This is a genomic window from Jiangella ureilytica (assembly GCF_004348545.1).
GTDB lineage: Bacteria > Actinomycetota > Actinomycetes > Jiangellales > Jiangellaceae > Jiangella > Jiangella ureilytica.
In genome coordinates this window covers 1-15,701 of the sequence record NZ_SMKL01000102.1, presented here as the reverse complement: position 1 = coordinate 15,701, position 15,701 = coordinate 1, and the positions used below count along the sequence as shown (strand labels likewise).

10 protein-coding genes are annotated in these 15,701 nt (G+C 74.2%); all 10 read left to right on the top strand.

Going from position 1 to position 15,701, the window contains the following annotated elements; all coding sequences use genetic code 11:
• Positions 1 to 186: 186 nt before the first annotated feature.
• The 10 genes from E1212_RS27230 to E1212_RS27190 all read left to right on the top strand — a co-directional run bounded on the left by E1212_RS27230 (position 187) and on the right by E1212_RS27190 (position 15,396).
• Positions 187 to 2,073 (top strand): MmpA family trehalose lipid delivery protein, encoded by a 1,887-nt coding sequence (locus tag E1212_RS27230; protein ID WP_131988375.1) that lies wholly within the window; start codon positions 187 to 189, stop codon positions 2,071 to 2,073.
• A 31-nt stretch (positions 2,074 to 2,104) separates the two neighbouring features.
• The gene (locus E1212_RS29735; protein WP_162605655.1) at positions 2,105 to 2,248 is read left to right on the top strand and encodes a hypothetical protein; all 144 of its coding nucleotides are present in this window, start codon (positions 2,105 to 2,107) and stop codon (positions 2,246 to 2,248) included.
• A gap of 22 nt (positions 2,249 to 2,270) precedes the next feature.
• Positions 2,271 to 3,524: a glycosyltransferase family 4 protein gene (locus tag E1212_RS27225; RefSeq protein ID WP_203417314.1), complete on the top strand. Its 1,254-nt coding sequence runs from the start codon at positions 2,271 to 2,273 to the stop codon at positions 3,522 to 3,524.
• Positions 3,525 to 3,567: 43 nt separating this feature from the next.
• Positions 3,568 to 4,308, top strand: a complete 741-nt coding sequence (locus tag E1212_RS27220; protein ID WP_131988373.1) for a class I SAM-dependent methyltransferase — start codon at positions 3,568 to 3,570, stop codon at positions 4,306 to 4,308.
• Entirely contained in the window at positions 4,305 to 8,816 is a 4,512-nt protein-coding gene (locus E1212_RS27215) for an alpha-(1->3)-arabinofuranosyltransferase (RefSeq protein WP_131988371.1), read from the top strand. Before E1212_RS27220 ends, E1212_RS27215 begins: the two co-directional genes overlap by 4 nt.
• Entirely contained in the window at positions 8,744 to 9,316 is a 573-nt protein-coding gene (locus E1212_RS27210) for a type 1 glutamine amidotransferase domain-containing protein (protein WP_131988369.1), read from the top strand. The genes E1212_RS27215 and E1212_RS27210 overlap by 73 nt, the downstream gene beginning before the upstream one ends.
• Positions 9,316 to 10,302 (top strand): TIGR03557 family F420-dependent LLM class oxidoreductase, encoded by a 987-nt coding sequence (locus E1212_RS27205; RefSeq protein ID WP_131988367.1) that lies wholly within the window; start codon positions 9,316 to 9,318, stop codon positions 10,300 to 10,302. Before E1212_RS27210 ends, E1212_RS27205 begins: the two co-directional genes overlap by 1 nt.
• A gap of 177 nt (positions 10,303 to 10,479) precedes the next feature.
• On the top strand, positions 10,480 to 12,486 hold the full coding sequence (pgfA, locus tag E1212_RS27200; protein WP_162605654.1) for a cell envelope lipid trafficking protein PgfA: 2,007 nt from the start codon (positions 10,480 to 10,482) through the stop codon (positions 12,484 to 12,486).
• Positions 12,487 to 12,992: 506 nt separating this feature from the next.
• Positions 12,993 to 14,483, top strand: coding sequence for a 30S ribosomal protein S1 (rpsA, locus tag E1212_RS27195; RefSeq protein WP_131988363.1), 1,491 nt, complete (start codon positions 12,993 to 12,995; stop codon positions 14,481 to 14,483).
• A 157-nt stretch (positions 14,484 to 14,640) separates the two neighbouring features.
• Positions 14,641 to 15,396: a hypothetical protein gene (locus E1212_RS27190; protein WP_131988361.1), complete on the top strand. Its 756-nt coding sequence runs from the start codon at positions 14,641 to 14,643 to the stop codon at positions 15,394 to 15,396.
• Positions 15,397 to 15,701: the final 305 nt, after the last annotated feature.

Below are 15,701 nucleotides of genomic sequence, written 5' to 3'. Positions count from 1 at the left end.
CCCCGGCCCCCGGCCCCCGTTGATCTTGGAGTAACCGCGGAATCGCCGGGCGAAATGCCCGATTGATTCCGCCATTACTCCAAGATCAACGGGGGTGGGGGGTGGACCTGGGCGAATCGGCCGTACGGCCGAGCCTGGCCGGTTATGCTCGCGGCAGGCCAGGTGGATCTTGCGGGAGGGGTTGGTGTGAGCGCCCCGCAACGCGACCTCCCGGCGACGTCCTACACCATCCCGGCCCAGCGCCCGGCTCCGGCGGACCTGCCGCCCGACAGCGGCGCTCGGCACCGCAAGGCGCACCGCGGCGACTGGATCCTGCTGACGTGGTGCGTACTGCTCGCGGCCGCTGTGCTCGGACCGCTGGCGCGCCCCGGCTTCGTGCTCTCCTACGACATGGTGGCCGTGCCGGACCAGGCGCTGCTGCCGTCGTCGGCCGGGCTCAGCAGTGCCATGCCGCGTGCCGTTCCGCTCGACGCGGCCGTGGCGCTGGCCGACGACCTGCTCACCGGCCAGGTGCTGCAGAAGCTGGCGCTCGCCGCCATCGTCCTGGGCGCCGCACTCGGGGCCGGGCTGGCGCTGCCGAAGGTCCGCACCGGCACCCGGCTGGTCGCGGCGTCGGTCTACAGCTGGAACGCCTACGTCTTCGAGCGGCTGGTCGTCGGGCACTGGCCGACGCTGATCGCGTACGCCGCGCTGCCGTGGCTGCTGATCCTCGGCCGCCGGGTCCGTCAGGGCAGTACGACGGCGGTGGCGCCCGGCCTGCTCCTGGTCGCCGTGGCGTCCCTGACCCCGACCGGCGGGCTGCTCGCCGCGGCACTGTTCGGTGCGCTCGTGCTGGCGCCGGGCGGCCGGCACTCCCGCCTCACCCGGACCATCAGCACGATGGCCGTCCTCGCGCTGCAGGCGCCCTGGGTGGTCCCGTCGGTGCTGCGCCCCGACCCCGCCGTCTCCGACCCCGCGGGCGTCGCCGCCTTCGCCGCCGCGAGCGACTCGCCGCTCGGGCTGGTGGGCAGCGTCCTGACGCTGGGCGGCATCTGGAACGAGGGCGCCGTCCCCGGCAGTCGCTCGCTGCCGTCGGCGCTGGCCCTGACGGCGGTCCTGCTGGTCCTTGCGGTCGTCGGCGCGACGGAGTTGCGCCGCCACCTCGGCCGGGCCGAGCTCGCGGTCCTGGGCGGCCTGGCCGGCGCCGGCCTCGTCGTCGCGTTCAGCAGTGCGCTGCCCGGCGGCGACACCGTCCTCGAGTGGCTGGTGTCCGAGGTCCCCGGCGGCGGGCTGATCCGCGACGGGCAGAAGTTCCTCGCCTGGTACGCCCTGCTGGTCGCGCTCGCGGCAGCCGCCGGCGCGGCCCGGCTGGCCCGCGCCGTCACGAACCGCACGCCGGGGTCGGCGCCCACTCGTAGGGCGGGTGACCCGTCCAGCCGGGCGGGGTATGCCGCCGGCATCATGCTGGCCGCCGCTCTCGTGCCGGTCGCCGCGCTGCCGGACCTCGCGTGGGGCGCGGCCGGCCGGCTGGAGCCGTCGCGCTACCCGGCGGAGTGGTCCGACGTCCGCGCCACTCTGCGCACCGCGACCGCGGGCGGGGCCGAGGGCCATGTCGTCGTCCTCCCGTACCAGCCGTTCCGCCGGTTCCCATGGGCCGGCGACCGGACGGTGCTCGACCCCGCTCCGCGCTTCCTCGGCATCGAGGCCGTCGTCCCCGACGCGCTGCCCGTCGGAGGCGCCGTCATCGCGGGGGAGGACCGCCGGGCCGAGGAGGTCGCCGCGGCGCTCGAGGACCCGGACGCGGCCGCCGCCCGGCTCGCCGCCCTCGGCGTCGGCTGGGTCGCCGTCGAGCGGGACACCCCGGGCGACCTTCCCGGCGGACTGCTCGAATCGCTCGAATCGGTCGAAACGAACGGAACGCTCGATCTCTACCGCATTCCTGGCGAGATCGGAACCTGGACCCGAATTCCGCCCGCTCCACCGGTCATCGTCGCCCATATCGTCTTTTCGGTCATTCTCGTCGTCGCATCGGCTGATGTTGCCCGGAACGCCTTCTTGCGGCGGCGCCGGTCGTTACGCTCCCAGGTGTCGTGATTTCCGCACCGCTCGAGGAGTACCAGAGTTCATGGGCAATTTCGGAGGCGTTGTCGCCGCCATTGTTGGTGTGGTGCTCGCCGGGCTGACCGTCGTCACCGCCGTGAACGTGAGTCAGCCCGACAACGCGAGCGACGTCAGCCATGAAGAGCTGATCGATTACGACGACAACTGACCCCGCGTCAGACAACACCACAGTGCATTCCCCCGAGACCCTGGTCGAACCGCGCCCTCTCAAGGTCGTGCTGCTCAACTGGCGCGACACCGGTCACCCCGAGGGCGGTGGTTCGGAACGGTACGTCGAGAACGTCGCCGCCGGCCTGGCCGCCGCCGGGCACGAGGTCACGTTCTTCTGTGCGGCCTACCCGGGCGCGCCGAAGGTGGAGCGGCGCGACGGCTACCGGATCGTCCGGCGGGGCGGGAAGTTCTCCGTCTACGCCCACGCGGTCCGGATGCTGGCCAGCGGGGCACTCGGACGGCCCGACGTCGTCGTCGACGTGCAGAACGGCATTCCGTTCTGGAGCCGCCTGGCCGTCCGGTGCCCCGTGGTCGTCCTCGTCCACCACGTCCACCGCGAGCAGTGGGGGGTCGTCTACGGCCCCGCCTCGGCCCGGCTGGGCTGGTGGCTGGAGTCCTGGCTCGCGCCTCGCGTGTACCGGCGCTCCCGATACGTCACCGTCTCGGACATCACCAAGACGGAGCTCACCGCGCTCGGGGTCGGTCCCGAGCGAGTGGACGTCGTCCACAACGGCACCGCGCCGGCACCGGCGACGACGACGCAGCGGGCAGGCTCGCCCCGCATCTGCGTCCTCGGCCGCCTGGTGCCGCACAAGCGGGTCGAACACGCCCTGCGGGTCGCGGCCCGGCTCCGCCCGAGCCGGCCCGGCCTGCGGGTGAGCGTCATCGGCGACGGCTGGTGGTCCCGGCAGCTCACCGACGAGGCGAAGCGGCTGGGCGTCGACGACATCACCGACTTCCTGGGCTTCGTCGACGAGAAGGCCAAGCACGAGGAGCTGGCCCGCAGCTGGCTCATGCTGGCGCCGTCGGTGAAGGAGGGCTGGGGTCTCACCGTGGTCGAGGCCGCCCAGCACGAGGTCCCGACCATCGGCTACCGCTCCGCCGGCGGCCTGGCCGAGTCGATCGTCGACGGCACCACGGGCCTGCTCGCCGACGATCTCGACGGCCTCACCGCGGCCACCGACGAGCTGCTCTCCGACGAGGTCCGGCGCCGGGCGCTGGGCCGGGCGGCCGCCGCCCGCGCCGCCACCTTCACCTGGGAGCAGACCGTCCGCTCGTGGGACGCGCTGCTGCGGCGCACCGTCGCCGAGAAGTCCGCCGAGCACTCCGCCCGCGCGGCCGCCATGGCCACCGCCGCCACCGCGGGGGAGCCGCTGGACCCGCACCGAGTGCCCGTTCCGGCTCACGGCGGGCTGTTCTTCCGCCAATCGTGACGATTCGGCGGAATCGCGCCGGGAGATCAGGTACTTTTCCGACGTGCTCCTCACCGAAAGCCGCGACCGCGCGACTCTGAGTCGTTCGGTCCGGCTCTTTCGGGCATTCCTCGCCGAACAGCGTGACCCCGACCATTTCTATGGCGTGCTGGCCGCTGACTCCGTAGCGCAATTGTCCGAATACGCCGATCTGCGGGGATCGCTGGTGCTCGACGTCGGCGGTGGCCCCGGGTACTTCCGCGACGCGTTCCGCGGCGCCGGCGCCCGCTACGTCTCCGTCGACAGCGACCTCGGCGAGCTGTCCGCCCGCGGCCGGCCGGGGCCGGGCGCCGTCATGGGCAGCGGCATGGCCCTGCCGATCCGCGACGGCGCCGCCGACGTCTGCTACTCGTCGAACGTCCTCGAGCACGTCCCGGACCCGTGGACCATGGCCGAGGAGATGGCCCGGGTGACTCGCCCCGGCGGCATCGTGTTCCTGTCGTTCACCGTCTGGCTGTCGCCCTGGGGCGGGCACGAGACCGCGCCGTGGCACTACCTCGGCGGCGAGTCGGCGGCCCGCCGGTACGCCCGGCGCACCGGCCACGACCCGAAGAACCGCTACGGCACCAGCCTGTTCCCGGTCTCGGTCTCCGACGCGCTGCTGTGGGCGCGGCACACCCCCAGCGGCGAGCTCCTGGCGGCCTTCCCGCGCTACCACCCGTGGTGGGCGCGCGGCGTCGTCCGGGTGCCCGGCCTGCGCGAGCTGGCGACCTGGAACCTCGCGGTGGTGCTGCGCCGCCGATGACCACCCACCGCAAAGTGCCCCGCCTGCGGGCGTGGCGAGCGCAACTCGCCGTCTGTTGCCTCGGGCTGGTCGCCCTGGCCTTCCGGCAGGCGCCCGGGCAGATCGTCCCGGACACCAAGCTCGACCTCACCGCCGACCCCTCGGGGTTCCTGCAGCGCGCGCTGCACCTGTGGGAGCCGGCCGCCGCGTTCGGCCAGCTGCAGAACCAGGCCTACGGCTACCTGTGGCCCATGGGACCGGTGCACCTGGCCGGCGATCTCGCCGGGCTGCCCGACTGGGTGGTGCAGCGGCTGTGGTGGTCGCTGGTCCTGGTCGCGGCGTTCCTCGGCGTGGTCAAGCTGGCCGGCGAGATGGGCATCGGCCGGACGTGGACCCGGCTCCTGGGCGGCATGGTGTACGCGCTGGCGCCGCGGATCCTGGTGTCGCTCGGCGCGGTGTCGGTCGAGGCCTGGCCGACGGCGCTCGCCCCGTGGGCGCTCGTCCCGCTGGTCCGGGCCTGGCGCGGCGGACCGGTCGTGCGGAACGCGGCGCTGTCGGCGCTCGCCGTCCTCTGCATGGGCGGGGTCAACGCTGCCGCCACCGCCGCCGCCGTCGTCCCCGCCGGGCTCTGGCTGCTGCTGGCGCCGCACTGGCCCGGCCGGTGGCGGTTCGTGGCGTGGTGGGTGGGCTGCTGCGCGGCCGTGACGGTGTGGTGGTGGGTGCCGCTGCTGCTGCTCGGGTCGCACAGCCCGCCGTTCCTCGACTGGATCGAGACGGCCGGCAACACCACCCAGCACACGTCGCTGATCGAGGTGCTGCGCGGCAACGACCACTGGCTGTCCTACCTGGCGGTGTCCGGCGGGCCGCAGTGGCCGGCCGGCTGGCTGCTGGCCAGCGAGCCGGTGCTGATCCTGCACACGGTGCTCATCGCCGCGCTCGGGCTGGGCGGGCTGGCCCGGCGCGACATGCCCGGACGCCGGGTGTTCCTGACGGCGGCCGTGCTCGGCCTGGCGCTGGTGTCGGCCGGGTACGTGGGTGCGGCGTCCGGACCGCTCGCGGCGACGGTGCGCGAACTGCTCGACGGGCCGCTGGCGCCGTTCCGCAACGTGCACAAGTTCGACGTCGTGCTGCGGCTGCCGCTCGCGCTCGGGCTGGCGCACGCGCTGGCGTCGCTGCGGGTGCCGGCGATCTCGGTCCGCCGGTTCAGCGCGCTGGTCGTCGGCCTGTCGCTGGTGGTCATCGCCGGGGTGTCCACGCCGGCGCTGGCCGGGCGGCTGCCGCAGGCCGGGTCGTACGACGCCATCCCGGACTACTGGCACGACGCCGCCGGCTGGCTCGACGACCACGCCGGCACCGGCCGCGCGCTGCTGGTCCCGGGCAGCTCGTTCGCCGAGTACACCTGGGGCGCCCCGCGCGACGAGCCGCTGCAGGCGCTCGGCGACACCCCGTGGGCGGTGCGCGACTCCGTCCCGCTGTCGTCGGCGGGCAACATCCGGCTGCTCGACGCCGTCGAGACCCGCATCGCGGCCGGCGAGGGCGGTCCCGGCGTCGTCGAGGCGCTGCGCCGCGCGGGCGTCACCCACCTCGTCGTCCGCAACGACCTCGACCGGTCCCGCACCGACGCCCCGCGCCCGGCGCTCGTGCACCAGGCCGTCGCCGACCTGCCCGGTGCGGAGCGGGTCGCGACGTTCGGGCCGCAGGTGGGCGCTGACGACGACCCCGCGGCCGCGTCGGACTCCCGGCTGGACGTCGAGTACCCGGCGGTCGAGATCTACGCCATCGCCGACCCCGCGACCGAGGAGCACCGGGTCCGCGCCTATCCGCTGGACGGCTCGGTGCGCATGTCCGGCGGGCCGGAGTCGCTGCTGACGGCGGGCGACGCGGGCGTGCTCGACGGCCGCGCGGTGTTCGTGGCCGGCGACGGCGCCGGGGTCGCCGATCCGCGCCCGGTCCCCGTCGTCACCGACGGCCTGCGCCGTCGCGCCGTCTGGTTCGGCGCCAGCCGCGACAACACCACCGAGGTGCTGCGGGCCGGCGACGACGGCGGGCTCGGCCGTGTGGTGCGCGACTTCCTGCCGTCCGAGGTACGCACCTCCGCCGGGAGCGAACAGGTCGCGGCCGACGATCCCTCGAGGGAAACGGTCGCCGTCGTCGACGGCATCGAGACCGTGACCGCATCGTCGGCCGGGTCCGACCCGCGGTCCACCATGGCGCGCGGGGCCGAGAACTCGCCGTGGGCCGCCGTCGACGGCGACACCGGGACCAGCTGGGTGTCCGGCGACTACGGCAGCGCCGTCGGCCAGTGGCTGGAGCTGCGCTTCGACGAGCCGCGCGCCGTCTCGTCGGTGGAGCTGACGCCGCTCACCGGCGGCCCGGTCAGCGCGCCGATGCAGCGGGTCGCCGTCCACACCGACACCGGCATCCTCGAGAGCGACCTGAGCCCCGGCAGCGGCGCGCAGGTGCTCGCCGTCCCGTCGGGCGAGACCAGCACCCTGCGGGTCACCGTCGTCGCCGTCGGCGAGGGCACCGTCAGCGGCGTCGGCATCCGCGAGCTGACCGTGCCCGACCTCGACGTGACCCGGACGCTGCAGGTCCCGGCGGTGAGCGACGCCGACCTCGGTGGCGCCGTCGACGGCGACCCCGCGCCCGCGACCCTCGTCTTCGCGGCCGCCGACGGGCGGCGCGGCGAGTGCGTCGCCACCCGCGCCGGTGACGACCGCGTCCAGCGGTGCGCCCGGCAGCTGGCCCGGCCGGGGGAGGAGAACGGCGCGCTGCGCCGGCGGGTCGAGCTGGCGGCCGCCGCCGGGTACGAGGCGGATCTGACCGCCCGGCCGCGGCCCGGCCGGGCGCTCGAGGAGCTGATCACGCCGCACCCGGACGCCATCGTCGCCACGGCAGGCTCGCGCGCCGTCACCGACCCGCGCGGACGCCCGCAGGCCGCCGTCGACCACGATCCCGGCACCGGCTGGGTGGCGTCGCCCGACGACGAGTCGCCGGAGCTGACCCTCACCTGGGGGCCGCGGCGGACCGTCGAGGGGCTGCGGCTCGAAGTGGAGCCGTGGCTGGCGGCGTCGCGGCCGAGCCTGGTCGAGGTGCGGGCCGGCGACGCGCGGTTCCAGGCGAGTGTCGACGGCGACGGCACCGTCACGTTCCCGGAGCCGGTGCGGACCAACGAGCTCACCGTGCAGATCGTGGAGGTCGCCGAGGTCGAGGACCGCGACCCGTCGTTCGGGCTGCGCTCCGTCCTGCCGGCCGGCGTCTCCGAGGTGGTCGTCCTCGGCGCCGACGACCTGCGGCTGCCGGTCGACCAGGCTCGCGAGGTCCGCATCGCCTGCGGCGACGGCCCGGCGCTGGTGGTCGACGGCGAGGAGGTGCCGACGCGCGTCGTCACGACCGTGGGCGACCTGCTGCACGGACGGCGGCTCGAGGTGCGCCCGTGCGGCGACGGCGACGGCACCGTCGAGCTCGGCGAAGGGACTCACGACGTCGTGTTCGCCACGTCCGGCGCGGTGCGGCCGGAGTCGGTGACGCTGCGCCCGGCGACACCGCCGGCCGAGGCGCCGCCCGCGCTCGACATCACCGTGCAGACCTGGGACGCGACGAGCCGCGAGGTGGTGGTCCCCGCCCGCGAGGAGCCCGCCGTCCTCGCCGTCGCCGAGAACCTCAACACCGGCTGGGAGGCGACGCTGAACGGCGAGTCGCTCGAGGCGGTGCGGCTGGACGGCTGGTCGCAGGGGTTCGTGCTGCCGGTCGGCGCCGCCGGCGTGGTGCGGCTGAGCTACGCGCCGGACCGGCCGTACCAGTGGGCGCTGCTGGCCGGGCTGGGCGCGGTGCTGCTGGTCGGCGTGCTGGCCTGGCGCGGCACCCGGGTGCCGGTGCCGGCGTCGCCCCTTCCCGCCCAGCGCGCCCCGAGCGAACCGGCCCCGGCGTATGCCGGGCGGCGGGCGCGGCGGACGGTCCCGCTCGGACCCGCGGCCGCGTCGCTGCGCCCGCCGGTCGCCGCGCGGCCGATCGCCCGGCACCGCCGGCAGCGGGCCGCCCCCGTGATCGTGCTCGGCACCGCCGTGCTGTTCCTGCTGGGCGGGCCCGCCGGGCTGGCCGCGGCCGCCGTCGGTGCCGCCGTCCTGCTCGCCGGGCCGGGCCGGCCCTGGCTGACCCGCCTCGCGCCGGCCCTGGCCGCAGGCGCCGTCGTGCTCGCCGGGTTCGTCGTCGCGCTGCGGCCGTGGCCCGGGCCGGACCCGGGCGCGCACTCGGGCATGGCGCAGGGGCTCGTGCTGATCGGCGTGGCGATCGCCGTCATCGGCTCCGTCGCCTGGCAGCGGGCCGGCACCGTCTCCGAGGACGGCGAGTACGTGACCATCGACGCCATGTTCGACCCCTCGGTGAATGGCTCCGCGGCGGCCGGGTACCGGCCGACGGTAAGCACACCGGAGCCCGAGAGTGGGAGGGAACCGACATGGCCGAGCGCATCGACGACACGAGGGTCGCGGTCCTCGTCGCGAACGAGGGGATCGAGCAGGTCGAGCTGACCGAGCCCTGGAAGGCGATCGAGAACGCCGGTGGGCACCCGTCCCTGATCGCCCCGCAGCCCGGTGAGGTGCAGGCCTTCAACCACCTGGACAAGGCCGACACCTTCCAGGTCGACCGCGCCGTCGGCGAGGCGGACCCGAACGACTACGACGCGCTGATGCTGCCCGGCGGCGTCGCGAACCCCGACCAGCTGCGCATGTCGCCCGAGGCGGTGGCGTTCGTCAAGGCGTTCTTCGAGGCCGGCAAGCCGGTCGCCGCGATCTGCCACGCCCCGTGGACACTGGTCGAGGCCGACGTCGTCCGCGGCCGCACGCTGACGTCGTGGCCCAGCCTGCAGACCGACATCCGCAACGCCGGCGGCACCTGGGTCGACGAGGAGGTCTGCACCGACCAGGGCCTCGTCACCAGCCGCAAGCCCGACGACCTGCCCGCCTTCTGCGCGAAGATGGTCGAGGAGTTCGCCGAGGGACGGCACGCCGCCCAGGCGTCCTCCGTCTGATGGCCACGCAGTACTGGGTCCAGCTCGCGACCGAGCAGTTCGGCCCGTCGTCGCTGGTCGAGCAGGCCGAGGCGGCCGAGCGGGCCGGCTTCGACGCCGTCAATCTCAGCGACCACTACCAGCCGTGGTGGGAGCCGGGGGAGTCGCCGCAGGCCTGGGTCGTCCTCGGGGCGATCGCGCACGCGACCTCGCGGATCCCGCTGGGCACCGGCGTGACGGCGCCGGTGTTCCGCTACAACCCGGCCGTCGTGGCGCAGGCGTTCGCGACGCTCGAGGCGCTGGCGCCCGGGCGGGCGTTCCTCGGCATCGGGTCGGGCGAGAGCCTCAACGAGACGCCCTGCGGCATGAACTGGCCGCCGCCGGACGAGCAGCTGGACCGCATGGGTGAGGCGCTCGAGATCATCGACCGGCTGCTCGACGGCGACCGCGTCGACTTCGACGGGCAGTGGTTCCGCACCGTCGGCGCCGTTCTGCACACGCGGCCGCCACGGCGGGTACCCGTCTACGTGTCCGCGTTCGGTTCGCAGGCCGCCGGCCTGGCCGCGCGGTACGGCGACGGCCTGTGGACGCTGGCGAAGCCGGACCAGGCGCCCGACGTCATCGACGCCTACCTGGGCGCCTGCGACGACCTCGGCAAGGAGCCGGGCGAGATCATCCTGCAGGCCGGGTTCTCGTGGGCGCCCGACGACTCGGCCGCCTTCGAGGGCGCCCGGGTCTGGAAGGGCGCCCAGCCGCCGGACCACTACTCCGACGACTGGCACGACCCCGCCGCCATGTACCGCCACGGCGAGGAGACCGTCTCCGACGAGGAGTTCGCCGCCGGCTACATCGTGTCGTCGGACCCGTCGGTGCACGTCGAGCGGGTCCGCGAGGTCGAGAAGCTCGGCGCGACGGTGGTCTGCCTGCAGAACGCGTCCGGCGCCGCTCCGGTCGAGGCCCTGGGCGTCTACCGGGAGCGGGTGCTGCCGGCGCTGCGGGGTGGCTGAGCGGGGTCGTCCCGGCGGGGAGCGATCGTCTGATCGGGGGCGATGTTGCCGAGTGGCATGCACGGGCCCGGATCGGAGGGTAGTTTCACGCAGGAGCCCCTGTGCCGCCCCGGGGCCGCGCCCGGCGGTGGTTGCACGGGGCGACGCGGAGACCCCCGACCCGAGGAAGGCTTGTCCATGCGGCGCAGTGTCGGCCTGGTCCTGGTGGGCCTGGGCGTGTTGATGTTGGTGCTCGCGCCGCTGTCCCGCTGGTACGCCTACCCACAGCTGGCGGTCGTCCCCAACGAGGTCGCCGAGCGGGTCTCCACGGGCGCCGACATCACCGTCCTCGACCTCGGCGCCGTCGTGCGGCAGGAGCCCGAGGTCGAGCGCGTCACCGACGTGCGGTCCGTACGTCGCATCATCCCCGACCAGGGCGAGAGCGGCGGCGACACCGCCGTCTGGGACACCAGCGTCACCACCTTCGACGAGCTCGGCGCGGGGGCGACGCCCGAGGAGAACGTCCTCTCCTACTTCGAGGAGCGGGTCGCGTTCGACCGCCACACCTCCGAGGCCGTCGACGGCCACGACCAGTACTACACGCCCACCGGAGAACGCGCCGACCGCGTCGAGGTCGACCACGCCGGCTACTACTTCAAGCTGCCCTTCGGCGTCGAGCAGCGGACCTACCCGTTCTGGGACTCCACCATCCAGGACACCCGGCCGCTGGAGTTCCAGAGCGAGACCACCCTCGAAGGCCTGCCGGTCTACGTGTTCCAGCAGGTCATCGAGCCGACGCCGGTGTCGGCCCTGGAGATCCCGGGCGCGCTGTTCGGCCAGCCCGGCTCCATCGTCGCCGACCGCGTCTACAGCAACACCCGCACGCTCTGGGTCGAGCCGCACACCGGCGCGATCATCAAGGGCCAGGAGGAGCAGGACTCCTACCTCGACTTCGAGGGCACCCGCGGCCCGACCATCGTCCAGGGCACGCTCGCCTCCACCGGCGACCAGGTCACCGCCAACGTCGACGAGTACGCCTCCAGTGCCGAGCGGCTCGAGCTCGTCCGCGAGACCGTCCCCGTCGCGGCGGCGGCCGCCGGCGTGGTGCTCGTGATCCTGGGCCTCGTGCTCGCCCGGCGTGGCCCCTACCCGGGCAAGCGCCGCGCGCCCCTTCCCGAGGACGACGGCGTCAGCGGCGGTCCCATCGGGGCTGCCGGTGTCGGTTCCGCTGCCGCCGTCCGAGACGTGGGCGTCGTCGCGGGGACGACGGTGATGAGCCGGACCGCCGAGGAGCGGGCACCGCTGCAGCGGCCCCAGACCCGCAGCCCGGAGCCGGTCCGCTCCTACCGGCCGGCGGACCAGCAGTACGGCAGCCACCGGCCCGTGGAGCCGGTCGCCGGTTCCAACCGCGACGACGACGCCTCGGCGGCGCCCGCCGAGCAGCCCTACACCCGGCCGGCGGGTCATGACGACGCCGGATCGCCCGCCGACCAGCCCTACGCCCGACCGGCCGGCAGTGAGCCGGCCGCCGGCGTGGCCGGCGACACCGACCGGAGCGGCGCCGCGCCGGCCTCGTACGACGACCCGGTGTCGGGGCAGTACGCCCAGGCGGCCGGCGGGTCGGCCCAGGGCGCCGCCGCGGCGTCGGGGCCGGCCGAGCAGTCGTTCGCGGAGCGGTCCGCCACCCAGTTCCGCACCCGGGCCGAGCGGATCGCCGCCGCCACGGCGGCCGCGGCGCCGGCCCACGACCGGGCGACCGAGCAGGCGGGGGAGCGCACCCCGCCGGCCGAGCAGCCGCTGCCCGAGCAGCCGCCGCCGGCCGAGCGCCAGCCGCTGCCGCGCCGGCCGCAGGCGTCCGCCGTCAGGCCGCCGGTGGGGCGCCCGCATGTGCAGCCGGGCGCCGACCAGACCCAGCGCGACGCCGCGCTCGAGCGCACCCGCGCCGACCTCGACCGGCTCGAGCGCGCCCGCGCGGAGCTGGCCCGGTTCGCCGAGGAGCACCCGGACCTCACCGGTGCCGACGCACGCACCGACGCCGCCGAGCCCGCGCCGCCGGCGTCGGAAGCCGGTGCCGAGCCGCCCGCCGCCGAGCCCCGGCCCGCCGCGCCGTCGCAGTCCGGCCGCCGCCGGGCCCGCGACGACGACGGCCTGTTCGACGAGTTCGATGAGGACGGCCAGTCCGCGGGCAGCCTGCACCGCTACTGAGCCCGGCCGTCCCACCGCCCGCGACCCGGCCCGGAATCCGGCTGCGACTCGCCCACGCAGACGTCGATCGTGGAGTGATCGCGGGATCAATCGGGCATGTCGCCCCGGAGCCACCCCGTCTCTCCAAGATCAACAGCTGGGCTCACCGGCAGTCGCAGCCGCGGAAACCGACTGCGACCTGGGCGGATACCCGGACCCGCGATTTCGGCCCGGCGAGAGTATTCTTGATGGACCGACCGGACGGTGGCTCGTCCACCCGCGACCCCATAGCCCACTCGAGTGGCGTGATCAACTCGCGACCTTCCGCCGATTGACCCTGGTCGTTGCGGACAGGTAATCTATGTGTGCGCTGTGGGCCTGTGCGACCTCAGACGGAGCAGGCTCGCGCTCGTTATTGTCGGTTGGCGGCACAGGGGTAATCAGGACCTGGTCGGTGATGGCACGGCGATCCAAGGGTCCTGGCGCGCGTACGCTACCACCGAACCTTGTCCGGAGTCCCCTTCCACATGACGAGCAGCATCGAGGCCGAGACGCCTACCTCGACGGCCCGCAGGACGACCACGCAGGTCGCGGTCAACGACATCGGGTCCGAGGAAGCTTTCCTCGCCGCGATCGACGAGACCATCAAGTACTTCAACGACGGCGATATCGTCTCCGGTACCGTCGTCAAGGTCGACAGGGACGAAGTCCTGCTCGACATCGGCTACAAGACCGAGGGCGTCATCCCCTCGCGCGAGCTCTCCATCAAGCACGACGTCGATCCCTCTGAGGTGGTCGCCGTCGGCGACGATGTCGAGGCCCTCGTCCTGCAGAAGGAGGACAAGGAAGGCCGCCTGATCCTGTCCAAGAAGCGCGCCCAGTACGAGCGCGCCTGGGGCAAGATCGAGGAGATCAAGGAGGCCGACGGCGTCGTTTCCGGCACCGTCATCGAGGTCGTCAAGGGCGGCCTCATCCTCGACATCGGTCTTCGTGGCTTCCTCCCCGCGTCTCTGGTCGAGATGCGCCGGGTCCGCGACCTCCAGCCGTACGTCGGCAAGGAGATCGAGGCCAAGATCATCGAGCTGGACAAGAACCGCAACAACGTGGTCCTGTCCCGCCGGGCGTGGCTCGAGCAGACCCAGTCCGAGGTGCGGTCGACCTTCCTGCAGACCCTGCAGAAGGGCCAGATCCGCTCCGGCGTGGTCTCCTCGATCGTCAACTTCGGCGCGTTCGTCGACCTCGGCGGCGTCGACGGTCTGGTGCACGTCTCGGAGCTCTCCTGGAAGCACATCGACCACCCGTCCGAGGTGGTCGAGGTCGGCCAGGAGGTCACCGTCGAGGTGCTCGACGTCGACATGGACCGCGAGCGCGTCTCGCTGTCGCTCAAGGCCACCCTCGAAGACCCGTGGCAGCAGTTCGCCCGGATCCACCAGATCGGCCAGATCGTGCCCGGCAAGGTCACCAAGCTCGTCCCGTTCGGCGCGTTCGTCCGCGTCGAGGACGGCATCGAGGGCCTCGTGCACATCTCCGAGCTGGCCGAGCGCCACGTCGAGGTGCCCGAGCAGGTCGTCACCGTCGGCAAGGACGTCATGGTCAAGGTCATCGACATCGACCTCGAGCGTCGTCGCATCTCGCTGTCGCTGAAGCAGGCCAACGAGGGCGACACCGCCGCACACGTCAGTGAGCACTTCGACCCGACGCTGTACGGCATGGCCGCCGACTACGACGCCGAGGGGAACTACAAGTACCCCGAGGGCTTCGACCCCGAGACCAACGACTGGCTCGAGGGCTACGAGAAGCAGCGCGAGGAGTGGGAGCGGCAGTACGCCGAGGCGCACGCTCGCTGGGAAGCGCACAAGACCCAGATCGAGAGCGCGCAAGAGGCCGACGCCGAGGCGAAGGCCGACAACCCGTCCACGTACTCCTCCGGCGGCGCCGCGCCCGAGGAAGAGGGCCCCGGCACGCTGGCGTCCGACGAGGCGCTCCAGGCGCTGCGCGAGAAGCTCACCGGCAACTGAGCCACTCGCTCACGCAGCACAGGTACGGCGCGAGCCCCGCACCCACACCGGGTGCGGGGCTCGCCGCATGTCCGAGGGCCCGACGGCGGCAGTGCGGGTTACCGTGTGCTCGCCGGCGCGAGTCCGGCGGGCCCGGTCCGGATGTGAGGAGACGGTGATGACGAGCCTTGACCGCCGCCGCCTGGCCGCGCTGGCCGCGGCCGTGCCGCTGCTCCTGCTGCCGGCCGGCTGCTCGAACGGCGGCGAGCCCGAGGTGCCGGTCGTGCCGACGCCGGGGGAGCCCACCGGCGACAGCACCGAGGCGGGCGGCGAGCCGACCGCCTCGCCGTCGTCCACCACGGGCGTCCCCGAGCTGTGCGGCGACCTCGCCGGCGCCGGCGACATCGCACAGATCCTGCAGGTCCCCATGCAGGGCGAGACCGTCCGCGTCTACAACGACGAGTTCCTGCCCGACTCCGGCCGCACCGGGCGACTGACCTGCAGCTACGGCGTTCCGGAGGTCCCGGAGGGGCAGGCGCCGCCGCCCACTCCGGCGCCGGTGCCGCTCGAGATCGCCGTCAGCGGCTACACCGACGCCGAGACCGCGTCCGGCCGCATCGAGTCCACCGTCGACGCCGCCCAGGCCGCCGCGGCCACCGTCACCGCCCAGCCGGTCGCCGGCCGCGACGGCTTCCTGCTGTCCGACCCCGAGGACGTCTCGTTCGTGGTCGCCGACGACGTCCGCACCTACGTCATCACCCTGCGCCACGGCGTGGTCCCGGCGGCCGCGGAACCGGTCGTGCTGGTCGACCTGGCGGCCCACCTGCTGGGCAGCGAGCCCGGGGCGACGACGACCCCGGGGGCGACGGCGACCCCGGGCGCGACGACGCCTCCGGGCACGACGGCGACACCCGGCGCGACCGTGACACCTTAGGCCTCGGACGTCGCAGGCGGCCCCTCGAGGCACCGGTGTGCAGCAGCGTCGCCCCGCCGGGGAACGACCTCGGGGGCTCGGTCCGCGCAGCTCACGAACGTCTGCGGCGGCATCGGTGAGCTGCGTCCTGGTGTCCCAGGACAGCTCAGGCCCGCCGCGCGACGCGACGTACTCGGGACCCGGTCGAAGGCCTCACCTAGCCGGGCGCCGTCGGGAAGCGGGGTTCATAGGACCGCAGGAACCGCACGTACTGGCGGCGGCCGATCTCGGCCATGACCACCAGGTGCACCAGCCCGCCCGCCACC

Bases quoted from the DNA above. Each gene is read 5' to 3' on its own strand.
- rpsA (WP_131988363.1), top strand. From the start codon at position 12,993: ATGACGAGCAGCATCGAGGCCGAGACGCCTACCTCGACGGCCCGCAGG.
- E1212_RS29735 (WP_162605655.1), top strand. From the start codon at position 2,105: ATGGGCAATTTCGGAGGCGTTGTCGCCGCCATTGTTGGTGTGGTGCTC.
- E1212_RS27215 (WP_131988371.1), top strand. From the start codon at position 4,305: ATGACCACCCACCGCAAAGTGCCCCGCCTGCGGGCGTGGCGAGCGCAA.
- E1212_RS27190 (WP_131988361.1), top strand. From the start codon at position 14,641: ATGACGAGCCTTGACCGCCGCCGCCTGGCCGCGCTGGCCGCGGCCGTG.
- E1212_RS27205 (WP_131988367.1), top strand. From the start codon at position 9,316: ATGGCCACGCAGTACTGGGTCCAGCTCGCGACCGAGCAGTTCGGCCCG.
- E1212_RS27210 (WP_131988369.1), top strand. From the start codon at position 8,744: ATGGCCGAGCGCATCGACGACACGAGGGTCGCGGTCCTCGTCGCGAAC.
- pgfA (WP_162605654.1), top strand. From the start codon at position 10,480: ATGCGGCGCAGTGTCGGCCTGGTCCTGGTGGGCCTGGGCGTGTTGATG.